This is a genomic window from Vibrio sp. 10N.247.310.23 (genome assembly GCF_041467155.1).
In the GTDB taxonomy this organism is placed as follows: domain Bacteria; phylum Pseudomonadota; class Gammaproteobacteria; order Enterobacterales; family Vibrionaceae; genus Vibrio; species Vibrio crassostreae_C.
The window spans coordinates 161536-184608 of the sequence record NZ_JBFSTZ010000005.1 but is presented as its reverse complement, the minus strand read 5'-3'; the positions used below and the strand labels follow the sequence as shown (position 1 = coordinate 184608).

General features: G+C 45.2%; 16 protein-coding genes and 1 pseudogene. 6 read left to right on the top strand and 11 right to left on the bottom strand.

The window, feature by feature from the left end; all coding sequences use genetic code 11:
* Positions 1–80 precede the first annotated feature (80 nt).
* Positions 81–1235 (bottom strand): annotated as a pseudogene (locus tag AB6D93_RS05755) (sugar diacid recognition domain-containing protein).
* Positions 1236–1366: 131 nt separating this feature from the next.
* On the opposite strand from AB6D93_RS05755, the gene AB6D93_RS05750 reads away from it, so the two are divergent.
* The 6 genes from AB6D93_RS05750 (at position 1367) to AB6D93_RS05725 (ending at position 7776) form a co-directional block, all read left to right on the top strand.
* Positions 1367–1735, top strand: coding sequence for a YacL family protein (locus AB6D93_RS05750; protein ID WP_019824378.1), 369 nt, complete (start codon positions 1367–1369; stop codon positions 1733–1735).
* A 238-nt stretch (positions 1736–1973) separates the two neighbouring features.
* Complete coding sequence (gene glnK / locus AB6D93_RS05745) at positions 1974–2312, top strand: P-II family nitrogen regulator (RefSeq protein WP_004738200.1); 339 nt, start codon at positions 1974–1976, stop codon at positions 2310–2312.
* Positions 2313–2339: 27 nt separating this feature from the next.
* A complete protein-coding gene (locus AB6D93_RS05740) occupies positions 2340–3569 on the top strand; it encodes an ammonium transporter (protein ID WP_017059420.1) in 1230 nt (409 codons plus the stop codon).
* 295 nt (positions 3570–3864) lie between these two features.
* Positions 3865–4878 (top strand): Fe(3+) ABC transporter substrate-binding protein, encoded by a 1014-nt coding sequence (locus tag AB6D93_RS05735; protein ID WP_017059419.1) that lies wholly within the window; start codon positions 3865–3867, stop codon positions 4876–4878.
* A gap of 244 nt (positions 4879–5122) precedes the next feature.
* A complete protein-coding gene (locus AB6D93_RS05730; protein WP_017059418.1) occupies positions 5123–6748 on the top strand; it encodes an iron ABC transporter permease in 1626 nt (541 codons plus the stop codon).
* On the top strand, positions 6748–7776 hold the full coding sequence (locus AB6D93_RS05725) for an ABC transporter ATP-binding protein (RefSeq protein ID WP_102331933.1): 1029 nt from the start codon (positions 6748–6750) through the stop codon (positions 7774–7776). The genes AB6D93_RS05730 and AB6D93_RS05725 overlap by 1 nt, the downstream gene beginning before the upstream one ends.
* A 150-nt stretch (positions 7777–7926) precedes the next feature.
* Here AB6D93_RS05725 and AB6D93_RS05720 read toward each other — a convergent pair whose 3' ends face one another.
* From AB6D93_RS05720 to AB6D93_RS05675, 10 genes are all read right to left on the bottom strand, one after another.
* Positions 7927–9339, bottom strand: a complete 1413-nt coding sequence (locus AB6D93_RS05720) for a phosphoglucomutase/phosphomannomutase family protein (RefSeq protein WP_017059416.1) — start codon at positions 9337–9339, stop codon at positions 7927–7929.
* Positions 9340–9413: 74 nt separating this feature from the next.
* Positions 9414–11819: a GH36-type glycosyl hydrolase domain-containing protein gene (locus tag AB6D93_RS05715; protein ID WP_017066806.1), complete on the bottom strand. Its 2406-nt coding sequence runs from the start codon at positions 11817–11819 to the stop codon at positions 9414–9416.
* A 127-nt stretch (positions 11820–11946) separates the two neighbouring features.
* Positions 11947–13908 (bottom strand): beta-N-acetylhexosaminidase, encoded by a 1962-nt coding sequence (locus AB6D93_RS05710; RefSeq protein WP_102331934.1) that lies wholly within the window; start codon positions 13906–13908, stop codon positions 11947–11949.
* Between the two features lie 12 nt (positions 13909–13920).
* The gene (locus AB6D93_RS05705; protein ID WP_102331935.1) at positions 13921–14805 is read right to left on the bottom strand and encodes an N-acetylglucosamine kinase; all 885 of its coding nucleotides are present in this window, start codon (positions 14803–14805) and stop codon (positions 13921–13923) included.
* Between the two features lie 2 nt (positions 14806–14807).
* Positions 14808–16529, bottom strand: coding sequence for a glycoside hydrolase family 9 protein (locus AB6D93_RS05700; protein ID WP_102331936.1), 1722 nt, complete (start codon positions 16527–16529; stop codon positions 14808–14810).
* A 98-nt stretch (positions 16530–16627) separates the two neighbouring features.
* Positions 16628–17623: an ABC transporter ATP-binding protein gene (locus AB6D93_RS05695; RefSeq protein ID WP_017063264.1), complete on the bottom strand. Its 996-nt coding sequence runs from the start codon at positions 17621–17623 to the stop codon at positions 16628–16630.
* A 74-nt stretch (positions 17624–17697) separates the two neighbouring features.
* Entirely contained in the window at positions 17698–18681 is a 984-nt protein-coding gene (locus AB6D93_RS05690; RefSeq protein ID WP_017063265.1) for an ABC transporter ATP-binding protein, read from the bottom strand.
* Positions 18682–18683: 2 nt separating this feature from the next.
* Positions 18684–19709 (bottom strand): ABC transporter permease, encoded by a 1026-nt coding sequence (locus AB6D93_RS05685; protein ID WP_017056648.1) that lies wholly within the window; start codon positions 19707–19709, stop codon positions 18684–18686.
* Positions 19710–19711: 2 nt separating this feature from the next.
* The gene (locus AB6D93_RS05680) at positions 19712–20698 is read right to left on the bottom strand and encodes an ABC transporter permease (RefSeq protein WP_017059409.1); all 987 of its coding nucleotides are present in this window, start codon (positions 20696–20698) and stop codon (positions 19712–19714) included.
* Positions 20699–20867: 169 nt separating this feature from the next.
* The gene (locus AB6D93_RS05675) at positions 20868–22550 is read right to left on the bottom strand and encodes an ABC transporter substrate-binding protein (RefSeq protein ID WP_017056650.1); all 1683 of its coding nucleotides are present in this window, start codon (positions 22548–22550) and stop codon (positions 20868–20870) included.
* Positions 22551–23073 lie beyond the last annotated feature (523 nt).

Sequence of the window (23073 nt, the reverse complement as noted above, 5' to 3'; positions counted from 1 at the left end):
TATAGGGTTGGTAAGTCTTTGTCATTCTCTACAAATAAGTGCTCAAATCGGTCCCTTTAAATTGTGCAGTTGCACATTTTTTAGCTCGACCAGTGGAATAGATTTATTGCAATGTAGAGTTGAAATAGATCGTCTATATTGTTGATATTTAATGATGTTATTTGGTTTATCTTGTCTGTTCGATAGCGTAGCGTATTGCGATGGATATGTAGTTCGTTACAGGTGAGAGCTGAATCACAGTTCTGCTTTAAATATGTCTTCAAAGTTTTGATCAGTATCCCTTTACTGTCCTATTGTTGAAGATGTAGGTAAGACTGCTCCAGTTGCTCACGAATCCATGGATCTTGTAACAGGCTACTCATAATGGCCGGCAGTCGATAGTCTTGATAGAAAAACATGTCTCCGGGGCGGTTACCGACACTGCGCATAGTGAGCTCAGCGGTATCATATGAGCGTGCTAAACCAGAAAGTCCGGTAAAGTAATCCCCAAGCGCAATCTTGATTTGAAACTTAGCTTCTTTCTTTATTCTTTTGAGTAGCAATTTCACGCGCTTGGCTTCTGCATCCTTGGACCAGCTGTTCCCTATCAGGGTTATAGGCTTGAGTACCACCACTTCGTTTTGTGAAACAGACAAGATACCGACTAAATTATCGCGCTCGGGATATTCAAGTAAATGTACTAATTGCTGTAAGTTTTCCAATGAAGGCGCAGTGTCTCCTATCGGTAACACCTTGACGATGGCGGCAATCCGCGGTTGTGCAAGGTCGAGATCCAGACGCTGTGCGATGGATTGCAGTTGCATGTCATTAAGCGTGCTACCTCGGATTAATTGCAATACCAATTCTTCACGATGCCTCTTATTCCATTCTACTTGAGACATAAGTACAGCTTGTTCAACAATAAGCTCAGCGGTCATCTTCACCAGCTCACCAAAATGATGAACTTGCTGCAGTGTCCCAGAAACCCCAATCGCCCCAATGACATTATCCTGAAATAGAATCGGTAAATTAACTCCAGGCTTAACCCCTTTTAGGTGTTCGGCAGTGGCTTCGTCAATATTAACGACTCGTGATTCGGTGATGGCAAGTACCGCTCCTTCATGTTTTTGGTATAAGCGAGTAGGATCACTGGATCCAATAATGCGACCTTTATTATCCATCACATTAATCGAGTGTGGGATGATCTTCATGGTTCGTTCGACAATTTGTTTGGCAATCATTTCGTTCAACTGCATAGAGCCCTCCTCTTCATTGACTGTGTAGGTTGGATCGTAACGATAAATTCGTCAATACGCTCGTTTCTCACAAGACAATGGTATACTCAGAAATAGTATCGCTTGAGTATTAATGCAGTATAGGTTGAGTTATGGAGTTTGAATTTACTAGAAACACTCTAATGGGTGAATACTATGTGAAATGCAGCATGGGCCATGAGATTGTTGGCCGTTGGCTTCAAGAAGAGATCGGTAAAGATAAGCAAAAATTAGATCATGTGATGGCGTTGATTGAGCAATCTCGACAGGACTTGAGCAATGAAGTGACGTTGCTTGGCAAAGAGATTAGCCTTGCGATTAATGAAGACGAAGTAACGATTCAAGAAAACGTGTTAGCGCATGAGCAAGAGATGGAAGAGGGCAGTGAGTTCGACTTCTATAACTGTGAAAGCCAAGCAAGCTGTGGAATCGACGATTTCGAACTGCTCATCGAACGCTGGATGGATTTTTTAGGTTACTAGTCCTAAGACCTATTTGTTAGTCATTCAGAGCTTTGAAGGCTCCGTTGCCCAAAACTGGAGCAATAAGAGCATCGCGCATTAAGATAGTGAAAAGGCTGCACCATGTTGGTGCGGCCTTTTTCGTTATTACGACCTTATTATCTTCATCTTATTTAAAATCAAGCACTTAACTTTTTGGCACGCTACTTGGATTGTAATAAGAGAATTAACGGATTAAGTAAGAATTTAAGGAACGAATATGAAATTAATAAATGCCATTGTTAAGCCATTCAAATTAGACGATGTACGCGAAGCGCTCTCTGATGTGGGTATTGAAGGTATGACTGTTTCTGAAGTGAAAGGCTTTGGTCGTCAGAAGGGACACACTGAATTGTATCGTGGTGCAGAGTACCAAGTGGATTTCCTACCAAAGGTGAAGCTAGAGATTGCTACCCAAGCTGAGAATGTTGACCGAGTTGTTGAAGCGATTAGCCAAGCGGCACACACCGGAAAAATCGGCGACGGCAAAATTTTTGTGTATGACCTAAGCCAAGCCGTACGAATTCGTACTGGTGAAATGGATGCTGAAGCACTTTAAAGAATTACAAGGACTGGAGACTTTAATATGGAACTTACAACAACAGTAACGGAACTACGTTACGCACTAGACACTTTTTTCTTCCTCATTTCAGGTGCGTTGGTAATGTGGATGGCAGCAGGCTTCGCGATGTTAGAAGCTGGCCTAGTTCGTTCAAAGAACACCACAGAAATTTTAACTAAGAACATCTGTTTGTACGCAATTGCTTGTACAGCTTTCTTAGTGGTTGGTTACAACATCATGTATGTCGACAACGGTGAAGGCGGTTGGTTGCCATCATTTGGTACTCTAATTGGTACACAAGGTGAAGGCGCAGATCACTCTCTAGAATCAGACTTCTTCTTCCAGGTAGTATTCGTTGCAACAGCAATGTCTGTAGTATCTGGTGCGGTTGCTGAGCGTATGAAGCTTTGGTCATTCCTAATCTTCTCTGTAGTACTAACAGCGTTCATTTACCCTGTTGAAGGTTATTGGACTTGGGGCGGTGGTTTCCTATCAGAAGCGGGTTTCAGTGACTTCGCAGGTTCAGGTATCGTACACATGGCTGGTGCAGCAGCAGCGTTAGCTGGTGTTCTACTACTCGGTGCTCGTAAAGGTAAATACGGTAAGAACGGTGAAATCTACCCGATTCCTGGTTCAAACATGCCACTTGCAACGCTAGGTACATTTATCCTTTGGTTCGGTTGGTTCGGTTTCAACGGCGGTTCTCAACTGATGGTTTCGGATTTTGAGAACGCAACAGCAGTAGGTCAAATCTTCCTTAACACCAACGCAGCAGCAGCAGCAGGCGCAATTGCAGCACTACTAGTATGTAAAACAACTTGGGGTAAAGCAGACCTAACAATGATTCTTAACGGCGCGTTAGCTGGCCTAGTAGCAATCACTGCAGACCCTCTATCACCATCACCTCTATTTGCTGTAGCGATTGGTTCGGTATCTGGTGCATTGGTTGTATTCAGCATTATCGCTCTAGACAAAGCTAAGATTGATGATCCAGTAGGTGCTATCTCTGTACACGGTGTATGTGGTTTCTTCGGTCTAATGGCTGTGCCACTAAGCAACGCTGATGCAACGTTTGGTGCTCAGCTAATGGGTGCAGCAGTCATCTTTGCATGGGTATTCGGTGCTAGCCTAGCAGTATGGGCGGTGCTTAAAGCAACAATCGGTATCCGAGTAACGGAAGATGAAGAACTTGAAGGTATGGACATGCACGATTGTGGTGTCGGCGCTTACCCTGAGTTTGTATCAGTAAAATAATCAACAGTCGTCGCCTAATCTGAATGGGTTAGGTTGGACAAAGAAAGCCCCGCAACTCTTGTTGCGGGGCTTTGTTGTATTTACGGTTGCACAATATATAAACACGAACGTTGAAGTTAGGCTCATTGTTTAAGGGGAACGACAAGACACAAAGTTGAAATGGTTTGTTACAAAAGTGAGAGTTTGAATGGTCTGAGTAGACGGATTTTTTGTTGGTCGTCATTGTAATTATGTTAATGATGAATATAATAACGCAACTGATAGACATTATCATTTCGATATAAAGGATTTTACAATGAAGAAACTGCTAACACTTTCAGCTCTAGCGTGTGGTGTAATTGCTCCGACAGCAATGGCTGCGGAAGAAGTAAACGTATACTCTTACCGTCAACCTTTCCTTGTTGAGCCAATGTTCAAAGAGTTCACAAAAGAGACTGGTATTAAAGTAAACGTTAAGTTTGCTAAAAAAGGTTTAGCAGAGAAGTTAGCTCAAGAGGGTGAATACAGCCCAGCTGACGTTGTCTTAACTGTAGATATCAGCCGTCTATCTGAATTAACTAAACAAGGTCTAGTTCAATCTGTAGAGAGCGATGTACTTGAAAAGAACATCCCAGCTCAATACCAAGATACAGATAACGAGTGGTTCGCTCTAACAACTCGTACACGTAGCGTTTATTCTTCACGTGACCGTGTTGGTCGTCTAGGTGAAGAGTTCACTTACGAAGATCTAACTAAGCCTGAATTTAAAGGCAAAATCTGTACTCGTAGTGGTAAGCACCCATACAATGTTTCTCTAGTATCTTCGATGATTGCTCACAAAGGTGAAGCTGAAACGAAAGAATGGCTAGAAGGCGTAAAAGCAAACCTAGCACGTAAGCCTCAAGGTAACGACCGCGCGCAAGTTAAAGCGATTAAAGAAGGTCTATGTGATGTTGCTCTTGGTAACAGCTACTACCTAGGTAAGATGGTTAATGATAAAGAGCAAAAAGCTTGGGCTGACTCTGTTTACATTAACTTCCCTAACCAAGAGACTACAGGTACTCACGTAAACATCTCTGGTATGGCAATGGCTAAATACTCTCCAAATGAAGAGAATGCCGTTAAGCTGATGGAATTCCTATCTGGTGACACAGCACAAAGCATGTACGCAGAAGTGAACTACGAATACCCAGTGAAAGCAGACGTTAAACCTTCTGAGCTTGTTGCTTCATGGGGCGAGTTCAAAGCGGATACTATTTCTCTAGACGAAATTGCAAACCACCACGCGGCTGCAATCAAGCTATTAGACGAAGTTAAGTTCGATCTATAATTTATTACGGTAGGCTTCGGCCTAAGTAAAATGACAACCTCAAGTCGCCATTTTGGCTACTTGGGGTTGTTTGTTATTGGAAAATCACTTTTTGATACAAAGCACCCCGTTGATCCCTTGAGTTATTAGCATCTCACCTTGAAGTCATTAGAGTATATGGGTATAAATAACCCCACCATTAAAAGGATATGAGATGTATTTGCAAATGCATTTGTGTTTCATTAAGCCTCGTTGTAGTTAGGCGATGAAAGAAAAGAATTATTTATGGAACACCAGTAGCGGCATTATTGCTGTATTACTGGTTTTACCGATCTTAGCGATTTTTACGACGGCTGTTGGAGAAACAGATGAGCTATTTTCTCATCTGATGTCCACAGTGATGCCTACCTATGCCTACAATACGGTGGTTTTAGTCATAGGAACCATGTTCCTGTCTTTAGTTTTTGGTATTCCGTCGGCTTGGGTTATGGCAATGTGCCGTGTTCCGGGAGAGCGTGTTTTGCAGTGGGCACTCGTCCTGCCATTAGCAATGCCAGGCTATATTGTTGGCTATATCTTTACCGATTGGTTCGACTTTGCCGGCCCTGTTCAGGTTCTACTGCGAGATCTTACTGGGTGGGGACCCGGTGAGTATTGGTTCCCAGATATTAGAACCTTATCCGGCGCTATTATTGTTCTGTCTCTCGTTCTCTATCCTTATGTTTATTTGCTGTGCCGCGCGGCATTTATGGAGCAAAACGTCTCCTTATTACAATCTGCTCGTTTGCTAAAATGCTCGCCTTGGGAAAGCTTCCGTCGTATCTCCTTACCACTTGTTCGTCCATCAATGGCGGTCGGTTTATCGCTTGTTGCTATGGAGACCATCGGTGACTTTGGTACCGTGAGTTACTTTGCGGTAAATACTTTAACGACTGCGGTTTATGATACTTGGCTAGGCTACTCAAGCTTAACGGCAGCTGCGAAAATATCGGCAATCATGCTGGTTATCGTGATCCTACTGTTGAGCTCAGAGCGATACAGTCGCCGTAAGCAGAAGCTATTCCAGAATCAGTTCAGCAGCCGCGAAGATTTTCGTTACGACCTTTCTGGTTGGAAAAAATGGCTGGCACTATTCTGGTGCTGGGGATTAGTTTGCGTTGCGTTCTTATTCCCTCTTGGCCAGCTCATTATTTACGCCTACAAATATTTTGCTCAAAGCTGGACCCCTGAATTCAGAGAATATGCCATCAACAGCCTTTACGTTTCGGTAGCTGCTGCGATTATTGGCGTGATTATCGCGATGATTGTTAACTTTAACCAACGCGTTAGTCCGAGTAAGAAGAATCAGGCTTATATGCGCCTCGCTTCGATGGGCTATGCCGTCCCAGGCACCGTGTTAGCGATTGGTGTGATGGTACCTGTTTTGTTCATGGATCACTTGGTCAATGACATTGCGAAAGTGATGGAGTGGGGGCGACCTGGTTTGATCTTCTCTGGCTCCATGTTCGCGCTAATCTTTGCCATGGTCGTACGTTTCTCAGCAGTGGCAATTGGCAGTATTGAAAGCAGCTTGAGCAAAGTATCCCCTTCATTGGATATGGCTTCTAAAACCATGGGCTGCAATACCAACCAGATGTTACGTCGTGTTCATTTACCTTTGATTAAACGTGGCGCATTGATCGCTGGCTTACTGGTGTTTATCGAATCAATGAAAGAGTTGAATGCGGCATTGCTGCTGCGTCCTTTCAACTTCGAGACATTGGCGACTTATGTTTATAACTATGCCTCAGATGAGCACCTAGAATTGGCGGCGATGCCTGCTGTATTATTGGTGTTGGTGGGTTTAATTCCTCTGATCATCGTAAACCGTTCCTTGGAGCAGAAAAACTAATGAGTTGTGCATTATCAATTAAAGATCTGACTTGTAAGTATGAGTCGCAAACCATTTTGGAAGCGCTCTCGTTAGAAGTTGAGCATGGTGAAATTGTTTGTCTTCTTGGTGCGAGTGGCTGCGGTAAAACGACCTTACTGAAGGCGATTGCAGGCTTACTTCCATTAAGTAGCGGTGTGATGAGTTTGAACTGTCAAACCATTGATGATGGCGAGAATTGGTTGCCACCAGAGCAGCGTAACATTGGTATGATTTTCCAAGATTACGCCCTGTTTCCGCATCTGACGGTAAACCAGAATGTCGGCTTTGGCTTGACAGACCTTTCTGAGCAGCAAAAGAAAGACAAAGTTCAAGAGATGCTGGAGTTGGTTCACTTAGATGAGTACGGTGACCGCTACCCACACCAACTTTCAGGTGGTCAACAACAGCGTGTCGCTATTGCTCGTTCTTTGGCGTACAAGCCAGACTTGCTACTGTTAGATGAACCATTCTCAAACATCGATACTCAGGTTCGTCATGAGCTGATTTCTCAGATTCGCAAGATTTTTAAGAAGCAGGGTGTTACAGCTATCTTCGTAACTCACAGCCGTGAAGAAGCGTTCGCATTTGCAGATAAAATGGCAGTAATGAACCATGGTGTGATTGAGCAGTATGGTTCGGCATCTGAGTTGTATTTCCATCCTTCAAGTAAGTTTGTTGCAGACTTTTTGGGTGGCGGTAGCTACCTCAATGCACAGCGTATTTCGGAGCATGAATTTGAAACCAGTTTGGGTATGGTTGAAGCCAAACCGCAAACGGAGATTGAGTTCGGCAATACATGTGAGCTTCTGCTAAGGCCCCAGCATATCCAAGCAAGTTACGAGCAAGATAGTGCTATTTCGGTGCTAGAACAGCAATTTATGGGTGATCACTGTCGTTATGTAATCGAAGCGCATGGTCAGAAGTTATTAGCAACCTCGTCAGAAGCACTTGAAGTGGGTATGCCGGTCAACGTAAAAGTCGATACCAAAGGCGTATTGGCTTTTTAAAGAGATATAACGCGATACTAATCGTTACAAGAATCGCGATAAAAAAGCCCAGCACTTTAATCAAAGTACTGGGCAAGAGTTCTTCACTTATAGGCTTTAACAAGGCAGTGATTTGTTAAGTCCCATACAAAACTGCTGCACTCTATAAGCCTATAGAGAGAGGAAGTCTTTCACTTTTTGAAGAACACGTTCTGCAGTGTCTTTATCTTCCATTTCTGCGAAGATTCGTAGTAACGGCTCTGTTCCTGAGAAGCGAGCAATCACCCAGCCGCCATTCTTGAAGTACACCTTGGCACCATCTTCATAGCTTACTTTTTCAATTTCGTATTCAAATTCAGGCAGTTGCTTCTCGACGTAGATCTTAGTGTAAAGCGCTTCTTTCTCTGAAGGTTTAAACTTACAATCGCCTTCTGCGGTGTAGGCATAGCCATATTTAGAGTAAATCTCATCAAGCAGTTCAGACAGCTTCTTGCCTGTCACACTGATCATCTCAACCAGTAAGCTTGAAGCAAATACGCCATCCTTACCTTTGATGTGACCACGAATGGTTAAACCACCTGAACTTTCGCCACCAATCAGAGAGTCATCGGCCTCCATTTGTGAGCTGATATGCTTAAAGCCTACAGGAACCTCAAAGCTCTTCTCACCATGATCTGCCGCCACTTTATCCAGTAGGTGTGTGGTTGCGATGTTACGAACGACAGAGCCCTTCCAGCCTTTGTATTCCAGCAAGTAGTAGTAAAGTAGGAGTAGCACTTCGTTAGGGTGAATGAAGTGACCTTTCTCATCGATTATTCCCAAACGGTCAGCATCGCCATCAGTACCAATACCAATGTCATAGCCTTCTGCTGCAACTAAGTGCTTCAAGCGATACAGCGTTGCAGCATTTGGCGACGGCATTAAGCCACCAAAATCTGGGTTTTTGCCATCGTTGATGACGTCGACATCACAGCGACCGTTAATCAGCACGGTTTGCAGAGCATTTTTTGCAACGCCAAACATTGGGTCAATCAGTACACGTAGGTTAGCTTTCTTGATCGAATCGATATCGATGAAGTTGATGATTGAATCAACAAAGTCGTTCATCGGGTTGATGATCTCGATTTCTTTGTCGTTTAATGCTTGCTCGAAATCGACACGAATAATATCTTCGTTGGTCAGTGTTGCGATTTGCTGTTCGATCTTCTCTGTGATGATCTCATCAGCATCACGGCCACCTTCAATGAATACCTTGATGCCATTGTAATCGGCTGGGTTGTGAGAGGCGGTAATACACGCCGAGTAGGTGCATCCCATCTCTTTTGCTTGGAACATCACGATAGGTGTTGGAACAAACTTATCGATGAAGCTTACTTTGATGTTGTTCGCCGCAAGTACTTCTGCAAACCAACATGCGGCTTTATCGGAAAGGAAACGACGGTCATAGCCGATCACAAACCCATTCTTGGCTGCATCTTCGTTGTTGATGATGTTAGCGAGTGCTTGCGCTACCAAACGGACGTTTTCTCTAGTGAACTCCTCACCAATGAAAGCGCGCCAGCCACCTGTACCAAATTTAATCATTAGAAAATCCTTTTAGTCTCATTGTCTCAAGCCTGTAAAGACTTGAGACAAGAGCTGTTCGTTAAATTGCGTGACTAGCCTAGAACAACGACAACATCGTTCACGCTGCCTTCTGCTTGTACTGGGATAGCGCCTTCAACTGATTCACCATTGATAGTGATAGAGGCAACGCCTTTGCTTACTGCATTCGGGTTTTGCACTGTGATGTTGTAAGTTGCGCCACGCCATTGACGAGTAACCTCGAATTCTGGCCAATCAGTCGGGATACAAGGATCAACCGTTAAGCCTTCAAAGCCTGTACGAACACCAAGAATGAAGTTGGTTACCGCGAAGTAAGCCCAACCAGAGGTACCGGTTAACCAAGGGTGGTTTGCACGGCCGTGGTCTTGGTGATCTTTACCCATGATGAACTGCACGTACGAGTATGGTTCTGCGTAACGCGTTTCAATCATGTCGTTTTGGTTGTATGGGTTCAGTGCGTCATAGAATTTCATCGCACGGTCACCACGGCCTAGTTTCGCTTCTGCTACCCAGGCCCATGGGTTAGGGTGAGAGAAGATTGCGCCGTTCTCTTTTACGCCTTGGTAAACGCGAGTTACGAAACCGATATCATCGTTTGGTGTTGCAAATGAAGGAGAGTTTAGGTGTAGGCCGTATTCTGAGAAAAGGTTCTCATCAACAGCGTCCATCGCTTTCTCACCGCGTTCTTGAGATACAGCACCAGATAGAACGGCTAGCGTGTTTGACTCAAGGTGTACACGACCTTCAGCTTGTTGAGCGGTACCGATCTTGTCGCCATTTTTAGTTAGACCACGGATGTACCAGCCGCCTTCGTCATCCCAAAGGTGCGTTTCACACGCTTCGCGAACGTTAGCTGCCATTTCAGTGTATTTCGCAACATCAGCATCGTTATTACGGAACTTAGCAAGATCTAGGAATTCTTGTAGCGCCCAGAAGTGTAGGAATGAAACCATTGAAGATTCACCACCACCTAGGTTCAAACAGTCATTCCAGTCAGCTCGAAGACCTTTACAGATACCCGTTTGACCCACGTATTCAGCAGAGAAGTTCAGTGCCGCTTTCATGTGTTCATAAACTGTCGCCTCGCCACCGTCTGCGTATGGAATCACTTCATCGAAGAAGTCGTGCTCACCGGTTTCCATTACGTATTTGATAATGGTCGGAACGATCCATAGGTGGTCATCAGAACATGTGTCTTCAATGCCGTGGATCTTGTCGTCATCTGACGGTGTTGGAACAACTGTTGGTGATTTTGATGGCTCAACGTCGGCTTTCTCTGGATCGAACCAGTCAGGATCGAACAAGTGTAGACCGTAGCCCGCTTTCACTTGGCCGCGAAGCAGGTCGATAATACGTTTCTTGGTCATTTGTGGGTTGGCATGGGGTACTGAAATAGCATCTTGAGCCGTATCACGGTAACCAAGACCAGTACGACCGCCAACTTCGATGAATGATGCAAAGCGTGACCAAACCACACAGGTTTCCGCTTGGTATAGCGTCCACGTGTTGATCATTGTGTCTAAGCCTTCGTTTGGCGACTTAACTTGGAATTTGTTGCAACGCTCGTCCCAGTGATCTTTGATGCCTTGGAAAGCGGCGTCTACGTTTGCTGTGTCTTGGTACTTCTCACGTAGGCGTTCACCGTTGCCTTTACCGATACCGAGTACATACGCAAAGCGAACTTCTTCACCGGGTTGAATCGTAAATTGCTTGTGCAGAGAACCACAATGGTTGTAACAAGTTTGAGCGCTGTTAGAACACTTACCGTTTTCAACCGCAATTGGATTTGCTTCATCACGGTACATACCAAGGAAGTTGTCACGTTGGCCATCGTAGCTGTCTGGTGAGAAAGTTGAAGCTAGGTAGTAGAAGCCTTCAAAGTCGTTAGTGTTGTAGTACAGGTCGTATTCCAGAACACCTTCTTGGTAAGACGTGCCCGCAGAGTACAAAGACATCTGATGGTTTTGATTGTCTGATTGAATATGGCTGAAAGAGAACTCAACAAACGAGAAAGTGCTGATAGTACGTGGCTTGTCAGTGTTGTTCTTTAATACAACGTCCCAAACTTCTGCATCTTCACCCTTAGGTACGAATAGCGTCTTGGTTGCGGTAATGCCGCTGTATTCACATTTGAATTTTGAGTATGACAGGCCGTGACGAACTTCGTAGTTCGCTTCATCTAGGCTCTTTGCCACTGGTTGCCAAGAGATAGACCAGTAATCACCTGTCTCATCATCACGCAGGTACACATAGTGTCCAGGACGGTCAAAGGTGCCGTTTGGACGGAACTTAGTAACACGGTTGTATTCCGGAGAATTGTAGAACGAGTAACCGCCCGCATTGTGCGAAATCACGGTACAAAACTTTTCAGTACCTAGGTAGTTTGTCCAAGGTGCTGGTACATCAGGGCGAGTGATGACGTATTCGCGATTGTCGTTATCGAAATAGCCGTATTTCATTGTCATTTCCTTTTTAACAAACTGCATCTATGCAGCTAATTTTTAAATAGTGATGCTGAGTCGTATCTAACTGAGCACCTTAATTTGAGTCAGCAACCACTCGATATGAGTGTCGCTTTGGTTTGTTTTATTGAGCTTTCCAAGGGTTGCGATAATCAACATTGAGTTTGTCGAGTAATGGCAGATGCCCCTTTAGGCGAGATAGGTAATCTAGCCAGTTTCGGTTGTTTTTATGTGTCCAACATCCTTCAGCTAAAGCGCTAATTCTTGGGAATACCATGTAATCCATACGCTTTTGGTTGGTGACGATCTCACACCATAGAGCACACTGAATTCCGCGGATCCGCTTACGAATTGGGTCGGTGTCGGATACCTCAGCAAGTGCTTCGTAGGTATAAGCTTGTTCTAATGGGATAACGGCAGCCCAATCTACGCCCGGTTCTTCCGGTGCATAATCTTGGGTCATGTCGAGATAGGTAAACTGTGCAGGTTGCAACACCACATCAAAGCCTTGGCGAGCGCAATTGACAGCCGCTTCTTCACTGAGCCATGAGTAGATGATGGTCTCTTTACTCACTTTGTCGCCGTGCTGTGCTTCTTCCCAGCCGACCATGCGTTTGCCGAGTTGCTTAAGCTTGTTTTCGGCATAGCGGAATAGGTGGCCTTGTAGGTCTTTGCTGTCTTGGTACTGGTGTTCTTTCATCAATGCTTGAGCAGCAGGGCTGTTGGTCCACACACCGGGTGGCACTTCGTCTGCACCCATGTGAATCAATTCGCTCGGGAATAGCTCTGCGACTTCTTCAATAACTGCATCTAGAAATTGGTAAGTACCGGGCAAACCTGGGTTTAGTACATTGTCGTTGTAGTGCTGAATGCTCTTGTATTGAGTGGTATCCGCTTGCTCTACCAGCATGTCAGGCAGTGATTTGATTGCGGCACGGCAGTGTCCCGGAATATCGATCTCTGGGATCACCGTGATGCTGCGTTGCTCTGCATATTCAATGACTTCACGAATTTGTTGTTGCGTGTAGAAGCCGCCGTAGTTTTCCGCAATGTGGGTATATTGCGGCTCTAGTGCATGATCAGGGCCACGCCAAGCGCCAATTTCTGTTAGCTGTGGCAGGCTCTTTATCTCAATTCTCCAACCTTCATCGTCAGTTAGGTGCCAATGAAATACGTTGAACTTGTAGTGCGCCAGTTGATTGATTAAACGCTTCACTTGCTCTACTGAGTGGAAGTGACGAGCGCAGTCCAACATCATGCCGCGGTACTTAAAGCGCGGTTGGTCGGCTATCTTGCAACATGGTAGAGAGAAGTTCTCTGCGTCCAGTTGTTGAACTAGTTGAATCAAGCTTGCCACAGCGTGTGTAAAGCCCGACTGGCTGCCTGATTCAGCAATAATCTGTTGTGCAGTGATGGTCAGTTTGTATTCGGCTTCATCTAACGTCGGGTTGCTGCGAAATAGAATGTTGCCGCTTTCGTCTTTTGAAAGTTCAGCTGAAAGCGCGGTCGAAAGAGACAGCTCAAAGGTCGAGAGCAACTCTTGCTGGAACCAAGAGACTGCCTTATCAGCAAGATGAGATTGAACCTCAATTCTGCAGTCGTTATTTAGCGCGAAGTTACTTAGCGCTAAACTACCTTGCTGAAATTCGATCTGATTAGGCTGAGGAATCAATGCAATCTCAGCAGCGTTAACTTCAGGTATTTGATTGCGTTCACGGTATGGCGAAGCCAGTACTATGGGTGATATCGCGACAGGCAGTACCGATGTTTCTCCATCATTATGTGACTGGATAAAGGCATCGTTAAGGCCATCAGAATAGAAGCGGAATGGTGCGCTTTGAATACTGAATTCAAGGTAGTAATGGTTGTTGGCCTTTAACACTGACGAACTTGGTGTGAATGAGCAAAAGCTGCCAACTTGAGTCAGCTCTCCTTGCGATAAACTCTCTGGAAGGATGAAACGATCAAATGCAAAGTGCAGAGACCAATCTTTTACGTCGAGGTCACTTAAGTTATGTACCGTAAGGCCAAATCGGCAGTTATTTTTTTGTTCAGAAAGAACAGCTAAGTCGATGCGATAATTCATATAACTTCCCTGCTAAGCCTGTTGATACAAGTTGTGTTGTGGTTTTCCGGCAAACATCAATGCGCCTTCAATAGCGTCGAATTGAGGTTTAACGATCCATTGTTGTACTGGTGGTGATAGCCAGTTGAGAATACGCTCAGCGATACTTCCCATTAAGCACACCTTGTCAGCGCCTTTTCGATGCAGTGCTAAGACAAACATTTCGATATCAGCCGCGGTTTGCTTGAGCATATCGATAGCCAGTTCGTCACCTTCGTTAGCGAGTTGAAAAATAACTGGTGAGAATTGACCGTAATCCTTTGGAATAGCACCTTTTGACCATTCGACAATGGCATCCACATCATTATTAAAGTGATTCATCACATGTAGAGTCAGCGGGGTTTTGTTGCGAATACCGTCTTCTGCAAGCAAGACTTGTTGAATCAAACGTAAGCCCATGACTGCGCCGCCGCCTTGATCTGAAATCGGAAATTCACGACCGCCAACCACATGTTGCTCACCGTCTTTTAGGAAGATACCGCAAGAACCCGTACCACCGATCATGATTGCGCCGTCTTGGCCATTGTGAGCACCAATGCAAGCGCCATAAGCGTCGGTATTTAGTGTCATGCTTGCGAAAGGGTGTGGTTGAGCCATGAAGTCGAACCATGCTGATTTTTGCTCAGCGCCAGCCAGCGCTAGGCCAACATGCATATTTGAAAAATGGTCTGAGTTGAGTTGCCCTTGTTGTGCCGCTTTTGTGATGGCATCAATAATTGAGCTCATCGCAACATCAACACCCAAAAGGATGTTGCCACTGCCACTTTTCGCTTCACCAATCAGTTTGCCTTGAGCGTCACGAATACGAGCACGACAAGAAGTACCACCACCATCAATACCTACGTAGTAAAGAGTCATTATTATTGCTCCTTACGCTGAGCTAAGAAGTTGAACTGTGCAGCGGTTGCTAATAAGAACCACGCACCATGAGGGATCCATTGCTCACCCCAGCGCCAGTTTTGAAGCATGTCATCTTTTTGTGCTGGTGGATTGAACGCAATGTCTTGTTCATCTTCAAAACCAGCTGTGATGCCATTACAGATACCGCCTTTCGCATTGAAGAACCCAAGCTGAGGTAGGTAGTCTGGGTTGTTATGGCCATGACCATCGAGCATGCACATGTGGTATGGGTTGAGGCCCAAGATCCAATCAAGGCTATTTTGTGAAAGCTGGATTAAGCGCTCTTGAAGTTCGCTATCTTTAATGTGCGGTTGAACTAGGTAAGCCATGGTTGCGAGTGAGCCAAGGCGTGCGTTCTCGCCTTGCCACCAGTAACCGGTTTCGTTCTGTTGAGCGACGAAGAAGGCATCACGTTTATCACCATCGACAGATTTAACGTATTGTCTTGGATAGCCAAATGGGTTGGTGACTTTGTCGGTGATGTTGATTTCGAACTGACAAGCTTGTTCAACAACTGTGCGCGCCTGTTCTTTTAATTCAGCATCGGTTTCGTTGTCGATGTATTCACATAGTGCAATCACAGGAAGACCGGCTTCAGCTGCGTGAAAGTATGGACGAGAGCCTTCAGAGTTTGCCGACCAGAAGTGCTCAAATGAATCATCGGATTGCTGACGAGAGATTAAACGAGTCGCCCAAGTTCTTGCTTCTGATAGGTATTGCTGGTCTTGTGTTACGCGATACAGCTCATTGGCTGCGAGTAGGGCGCAATACTCATCGATGATGTTCTCTTCACCATCGTTTAGATACTGGAGGTTGTACTCTTTTAGATGCCAGTAACCCTTAACCGCCATTTCAAGGTATGTGTGGCTCGAGTAGCTACCAGAGATTTCAAGCTCAGAAGCTGCGGCTAATGCTGCGATAGCAACACCTGCACCTTGTCGGTAGCCCGCTTGTAAGTCCGTTGATTTATGACCTTCTTGAGTCGCATAAGCGCAGATATCGCGTTGGTTGATATCTTTGCTCCATTTGTCGAATACCGTCATATAGAAGTATCCGTCAGCGTCTTGCATACGCACTAAGAAGTCGGCACCGAACAGAGCCTCTTCCGTTAGACGAGTCATGGAGAATTTCGGGAAGTCTGGGTTATGGCCAGTCAAGCGTACGCTTTTTAGCATGTTCCAAACGACCATCGGAATTTGTTGTGGGTTTAGGTAGTTACCATAAGACAGGTGGCTAAAATACTTACTGACATCACCTGATGCGTCATACCATCCACCGTGGACATCGACGTATCGGTCGGTACCTAGAATTTGTGCTTGTCGATCTTTTTTGTCGAAAATCCCGCCACAGCGTTGTGACTTAAAGTAATGAAGCACATCAGAAAACGTGTGGTTCATTAATAGGTTGCTACCAATCTCAAATACTTCTGAACGCAGGTTGTCAAAACGTAGGTAGTAGCGACCAGATTCAGTGACTGAACTGAAATCAATAGTGAAGAATTGCCCTTGATGCCAATTTGCTACGCGGCCTTGTTTAACCACATCAAAATTTCCGACAGTCATATGGTTGTCAGCACAGACGAGTAGAGCCGTAGTGCTTGATAGGCGAGCTTTCTTAGTTTGTAGGATAGCTTGCTTCGGGCCTGTGGACTCATAGCCAATATGGTTGGTCAATAACAGCATCAATATTCTCCGACAGTCCTAGTTTCTATTGGCTAGGTACTTGAATGTTTTGGATATAAATAGTTAGGGTCCGAAGACCCTAACTTGGGTTTTATTGCTTAGCTTTCGTGTAGGTAACAGCGCACAAAGTGGTTATCAGCGAGCTGCGTAACCCCTGGTAGCTGCTCTTTGCACTTATCCATTGCGTGAGTACATCGGCCTGCAAATGGGCAGCCTGCTGATACTGGTGTCCACAGAGGAATCTCACCTTTGTTGCCTGCAAGTTGCTCGTGGATCGACTTCTTAGGATCTGGAACGGCCGAAACAAGCAATTGGGTGTATGGGTGCTGAGGGTTAGCAATCACGTCATCGGTATCGCCCCATTCCACCATGTGTCCCACGTACATCACCGAAAGGTCTTCAGCGATGTAACGAGCGGTTGCGATATCGTGAGTGATGTAAAGCAGAGACATTTGCTTCTCGAACTTCATCTCTTCCATCAGGTTCAAAACACCGGCACGAATCGATACATCAAGCATTGAAGTTGGCTCATCGGCTAGTACAACTTCGGCACCTACCGCGATGTTGCGGGCTAGGTTGACACGTTGACGTTGGCCGCCAGACAGTTGGTGAGGGTACTTCTTCGCCGTCTCTTTTGGTGGGATCAGGCCCACTTGCTCTAAAAGATCGTAAACACGTTCTTCTAGTTCTCTCTTATTGCCCGGGGTTACCTTCTTGTGGATCAACAGTGGTCGAGCAATGTGGTGGAAGATATTGTGTGTTGGGTTCAATGAACCAAACGGGTCTTGCCATACCATCTGCACGCCTTCACGGTAGTGCATAAGATCTTTTCTGCTTGAGATCTCTTGGATATCACGACCTTTGTATTCGATCGTGCCGCCTGAAGGTGCGTACATTTTTGCGATCATTTTTGCGGTTGTTGATTTGCCTGAACCAGACTCACCAACCACTGCTAGGCCACGGCTTTTGTACATCTTGAATGACACGTCGTTAATCGCACGCATCATTGGGGTCTGAATGGTGGTACTGCTTATTGGGAAGTCTTTTACGACATTCTTGCCTTCTACCAATAATTGACCGAAATCTTTGCTCATAATTGTCTCCAGAATCCTTATTCGCTTTGCTTGTTTTTAGGCGGTCGAGCCGCCTTGTTCGTTATTCACGCAAGCTATAGCTTCCTTTGTACTATTGGGTCACCGTACAGGTGGCAGTTAGACAAATGTCCCGGGTCGATAGAACGCAGCTTGGTTGGCACCTTGGTACACTTTTCATGTACACGGTCACAACGAGCTTGGAAACGACACCCTTCAGGGATCTCTAACAGGTTCAGAGGGTTACCCGGAATACCTGCTAACTTTGTCTTTGGCCCTGTCAGTGGAGGGAAAGAACTTCCCAACCCTTTGGTGTAAGGGTGGTAAGGGTTTTCTAGAATATCTTGAGAGTTAGCTACTTCGATTAGCTCACCTGAGTACATGATGCCGATGCGGTCAGAGAACTCGACCATCAATGACAAGTCATGGGTGATGAACAGAATCGAGAAGCCAAACTCTTCTTTCAGTGCATAGATCTTTTGTAGGATTTCGCGTTGCACAACCACATCAAGTGCGGTTGTCGGCTCATCCATAATGATCAGCTTTGGATTCAGTGCTAACGCGATAGCGATAACTAAGCGCTGACGCATGCCGCCAGAGAATTGGTGAGGGTAATCACTCAATCGGCTCGGGTGAATATCTACGATTTCAAGTAGACCTTCAGCACGTTGTTTAGCTTGCTCACGAGTCATGTTGGTGTGACGCATGATTACGTCACAGAACTGCTCTTCCATCGGTAGTACTGGGTTGAGTGCGTTCATCGCGCTCTGAAATACCATCGACATCTCGCTCCAACGGAACGACTGCATACGGTCATCACTGTATTCAAGGATGTTCTCACCGTTGAAGATAACCTCACCACCACTGATGTAAGCGGGCGGCTTATGAAGACGCATAAGAGAGAAAGCGACCGTTGATTTACCACAGCCAGATTCACCAGCTAGGCCGAATACTTCACCTGGAGCGATGTCGAAACTTACGTTGTTACACGCACGAACATCGCCTGACTCTGTGATGTAATCCACGCATAAGTTGCGGATAGAAATTAGTGGTTCAGACATGATTATTTATCTCCGCTCCAAAGTGCATTTTGTGGTGGTAGTTCTGGTTCACGTTCTTCTTTGTCTTGTGCTGCTAGTTTCTTCCAACGCTTCATGCCTTTGTGAGAACGCAGTTGCGGGTTAGCAATTTCATCGACCGCGAAGTTAAGTAGAGCAAGGCCAGTTACAAGTAGTGTCAGTGCGATACAAGGAGCCAGCAGTTCCCACCAAGCGCCAATCAGCATTGATGAAGAGGTTTGAACGTTGTAAAGCATGATGCCCCAGCTGATTGTGTTCGGGTCACCAAGACCTAGGAACGAGATGGTTGCTTCCATCATGATTGCGTACATCACCGAACCGATGAAGCTTGCGCCAACGATAGAGATAAGGTTTGGCAGAATCTCTACGAAGATGATGCGGAATGAAGATTCACCCAAAACTTCAGCGGCTTTTACAAACTCTTTTTCACGCAGTGCTAAGGTCTGGGAGCGAACAACACGGGCGCCCCAAGCCCAGGACATAAAGCCGATAACCAAGGTTATGGTGAGTGGCCCTGCCTCACCGATAAAGGCTGCTACTACGAACAGTAATGGGTATTGAGGGATTACCAGCATGATGTTCATTGCGGCTGTTAGAACGTCATCGACACGGCCACCGAAGTAACCTGCAGAAACACCAATAACAGTTGCGAGTAAACATACGGTTAGACCCGCACCAAAACCTACAGCAAGAGATACGCGTGCGCCGTATACCACTTGAGACCAAACGTCACGACCCATACGAGTTGTACCTAGTACGTGGTCTGCCTTTTTAGACATGATCAATGTACGACGGTCGTCTGCTAGATTTTGAGCAACCCAGCCATCAGGGTTAGTTTGTGCAGACTTCACCACGAAACCAGGATATTCGTGTGGGTTACCTGTACGCTTGTCTGGTACATGTTTGGTGATTAATGGAGCTGCAATCGCGCCAAGAATAAAAATACTTAGGATGATGACGCCTGTTAGGGCCATCGGGTTACGCCAAATGAGTTTTAAAAAGTCTTTCATGATTATTTACCACCCTTACGAAGACGAGGGTCAAGAACAACGTAAAGCATGTCTGCAACTAGGTTAAAGAACAGCATGAATAGCGTCATGATAAGCAGCTGACCTTGCAGTACTTGGTAGTCACGAGCGTTAATTGCGTTGAAAAGTACGCTGCCAAGACCTGGGTAGTTAAAGATGATTTCGATAATTAACTGACCGCCGATTGCCATACCTAGCGACATTGACAGGGCTGTCACACTAGGTAGCATCGCGTTACGAGCTGCGTAGTTGAATACCACTCGGTTTTCGCTCAGGCCTTTGCCTTTCGCCATGGTGATGTAGTCTTCGGCTAATAGGTTGATCATGTTGTTACGCATGTTTACTAGGAAGCCACCAATTTGAACAACAGAAGCACAGAACAGTGGTAAGAAGGCGTGGTAAGCGACATCTTTAATGAATGCCCAGCTTGTCCAATCAGGTATAGTACCAGCGGTGTAGGCATACCCTGTTGGGAACCACTTCAAGCCAATTGCAAAGGTAAATAGTGCAATCATCGCGATAACAACTTGAGGAACGGCTTGTAGAATCAGCATCCCTGGCGTTACGAAGGCATCGTACTTACTGCCGCGTTTCCACGCTGCGAAAATACCTAGGATTGAACCAATCGAGAAAGAAAGAATAACTGCGGTGCCGGCTAAGAAAAGCGACCAACCGAATGCTCCACCCAACAGTGTGTTTACAGAAAGTGGGTAGAATTGAATTGATGTACCAAGTTCCCAGCTAAGAATGTTCTTCATGTACGCCACGTATTGAACTAAGTAGCCACCATCAACGAAGCCTAATAGTTCTTTCATTGCAGCAATACGCTCTGGAGTAACTTGTACAGAAGCGTTCGCAAACATCATGGTAACTGGGTCACCAGGCATTGCTCTTGGAATAATAAAGTTTAACGTCGCAGCAACTAATAGCGCGACAAAATAAAATGACAAACGTCTTAAAAAATAACCCATAACTCACACCTTACTCACCCAGATTGTTTCCCTGTTTCTGGATTCAGGTCGCTCCTAGCGAAATTTGGAACGAAAAATCCCCTGACGACTAGCGCCATACTTTCAATTGAGAGTGTGGGGATTTTTATAAGCGGCGTAAGAGGTTACGCCGCAAGGATTGAACGATTACTTATTTAACTGGTTTTAGGTCCAGTACATGAAGTAGACGCTCTGGAATACCAGCCCAAATGTTTGGACGGCCTTTTGGATTTTCTTCGTTCCACCAACCAGTGAAGCGAGTTGTGTTGTATTGGTACATGTAAGCACCAGACATCACAGGGATTGTCACTTGGTCTGCAGCGATGATTTGTTGGATACCGTGTGCAATGTCTAGCTGCTCGTTCTTATCAGCTGTTTTGTAGAAGCTGTTTAGAAGACCATCTAGCTTGTCGTTTTTGTAGAAGTGCATTGCGAAACGAGGCATACCATCACCAGATTGTAGTGATGAGTTGTAAGCACTGTTCCAGTACGTGTATGGATCCGCACCGTGGAAGTAGTTTGTGTATGCTACGTCGTATGTACCTTCAAGCATTGCTTGGTTGTAAACAGAGAAGTCAGGTGTACGAGCTTTTGCTTTAATACCGATTTCGTTTAGCTGTTCTACCGCTAGTTGAACTGTGTTGTTGAAGTCAGTCCAGCCGTTTGGCGATTGAATCATTAGTTCGAAAGACTTGCCTGATGGAGTGTCAACAAAACCATCTTTGTTTACATCTTTGAAGCCAGCGTCAGCAAGAAGCTTCTTCGCGCCTTCAGCGTTGTAAGTGTTGAAGCCTTTGTACTTGTCATGAGTTTTTTCATCAGACCAAGCTTCAAACGCGTAGCCAAGACCCGATGCGAAATCGTTTACAGTACCGCCACCGTAGAATGCGATGTCGATGATAGTTTGACGGTCAAGAGCCATAGAGAAAGCACGACGGAAGTCAACGTTGCTCAATGCTTCATGCTTCGCAGCATCAGGGTGCTTGAAGTTAACGATGAATGCCTGTGTACCTGCTGGCGGGTACCAGTAGTGGTGTTTAGGGCTAGCTGCTGCGTATGTACGATCGATATCTGGAACGAAAGAAGACGTCCAGTCCATTTCACTGTTTACAACTTTACCTAGGAATTGGTCGTTGTTCGCAATTTGTGGAACACGTAGACAGTCAACATCTAGGTTGTCTGCATCCCAGTAGTTCGGGTTTGCACACTGGATGTATAGCTGCGCTGTAAACGTATCGATTTCTGTAAATGGACCAGAACCTACCGGGTTCTCATTGGTAAACGTTGATGGATCTTTAACGTCTTTCCAGATGTGCTTAGGTACTACAGGTACTTTAGCAATCTCGTAAGGTACGTTTGAGTTTGCTTCTGTTAGTGTGAACTTAACTTGGTTGTCGTTCAGTTTTTCTACAGAAGTTACCCAAGAGTTGATACCAGATTGGTCAAGCTCTGGCTTCTCTTTTACAAGGTTGAAAGAAAAAACAACATCATCAGCAGAGAAAGTTTCTCCGTCTGACCATTTAACACCCTTACGAATGTCGAAAACAACGCTCATCAGATCATCTGACATCTTGAAGTTTTCAGCTAGACGGAACACTGGAGTGTTACCGTGCATTTCGTTAAATACTACTAGCGGCTCATACATGAAGTCAGTTGTAGTATGTAGGTTAGTAGCACCAAGGTACGGGTTAAAGTTACGTACGAATGTAGTGTACTCTTTCGGGTGAACGGTCAGTTCACTGCGTTCTGCAGCGGTTGCTACTGATGCAAAACCTGTTGTAGCAGTTGCAATAATTGCTGTTGCTATTGCTGTTTTTTTTATATTGGCAAGCATAGCTGTTCCTTACTATTTGCTTTCATTTCACTAATGGATTGAATGTTATCTGTCGCTAAATTGTTTAGTAGATACACACTCTGGTTAAAGGCCTACCTCTTCTTCGTTGCTCCAGATTCATCGTTGATTCTGAGAAGTGGTAAGAGTGGCCTGTAGGCCTTTGGCAGGAGTAAGAAAACACCTTATCGATGAATTAATCAAACTCGTTTCCCGTCAAAAATGTTAAAAACACACAACCCCACGTCATTAACGTCAAAATAGGTTGCTTTGGTGGTTTTTCGTACGCAATTGTTAAAGTGATGTGACTCGCATTTGGTTTTGAGGTTCTTGCAGGTTGTAAGTGGCCACTAACTTTAAAGGCTTTTTATTATAATGCCTTACCCTACGTTGGTATAATTGTAGATCTCGGTCACTTGCCAGTTTTACGTTAAATTTCCCTAGAAAATTAAATCTGCCGTTCTGTTGTGACTCGCTTCTCAAACTGCAACAAAGAGTCAGATAACGGTCAGATATGATTGAGAAT

Bases quoted from the DNA above. Each gene is read 5' to 3' on its own strand.
- AB6D93_RS05710 (WP_102331934.1), bottom strand. From the start codon at position 13,908: ATGAATTATCGCATCGACTTAGCTGTTCTTTCTGAACAAAAAAATAAC.
- AB6D93_RS05700 (WP_102331936.1), bottom strand. From the start codon at position 16,529: ATGCTGTTATTGACCAACCATATTGGCTATGAGTCCACAGGCCCGAAG.
- AB6D93_RS05695 (WP_017063264.1), bottom strand. From the start codon at position 17,623: ATGAGCAAAGATTTCGGTCAATTATTGGTAGAAGGCAAGAATGTCGTA.
- AB6D93_RS05690 (WP_017063265.1), bottom strand. From the start codon at position 18,681: ATGTCTGAACCACTAATTTCTATCCGCAACTTATGCGTGGATTACATC.
- AB6D93_RS05735 (WP_017059419.1), top strand. From the start codon at position 3,865: ATGAAGAAACTGCTAACACTTTCAGCTCTAGCGTGTGGTGTAATTGCT.
- glnK (WP_004738200.1), top strand. From the start codon at position 1,974: ATGAAATTAATAAATGCCATTGTTAAGCCATTCAAATTAGACGATGTA.
- AB6D93_RS05750 (WP_019824378.1), top strand. From the start codon at position 1,367: ATGGAGTTTGAATTTACTAGAAACACTCTAATGGGTGAATACTATGTG.
- AB6D93_RS05720 (WP_017059416.1), bottom strand. From the start codon at position 9,339: ATGATTAAATTTGGTACAGGTGGCTGGCGCGCTTTCATTGGTGAGGAG.
- AB6D93_RS05675 (WP_017056650.1), bottom strand. From the start codon at position 22,550: ATGCTTGCCAATATAAAAAAAACAGCAATAGCAACAGCAATTATTGCA.
- AB6D93_RS05715 (WP_017066806.1), bottom strand. From the start codon at position 11,819: ATGAAATACGGCTATTTCGATAACGACAATCGCGAATACGTCATCACT.
- AB6D93_RS05740 (WP_017059420.1), top strand. From the start codon at position 2,340: ATGGAACTTACAACAACAGTAACGGAACTACGTTACGCACTAGACACT.
- AB6D93_RS05725 (WP_102331933.1), top strand. From the start codon at position 6,748: ATGAGTTGTGCATTATCAATTAAAGATCTGACTTGTAAGTATGAGTCG.
- AB6D93_RS05705 (WP_102331935.1), bottom strand. From the start codon at position 14,805: ATGACTCTTTACTACGTAGGTATTGATGGTGGTGGTACTTCTTGTCGT.
- AB6D93_RS05680 (WP_017059409.1), bottom strand. From the start codon at position 20,698: ATGGGTTATTTTTTAAGACGTTTGTCATTTTATTTTGTCGCGCTATTA.
- AB6D93_RS05730 (WP_017059418.1), top strand. From the start codon at position 5,123: ATGAAAGAAAAGAATTATTTATGGAACACCAGTAGCGGCATTATTGCT.
- AB6D93_RS05685 (WP_017056648.1), bottom strand. From the start codon at position 19,709: ATGAAAGACTTTTTAAAACTCATTTGGCGTAACCCGATGGCCCTAACA.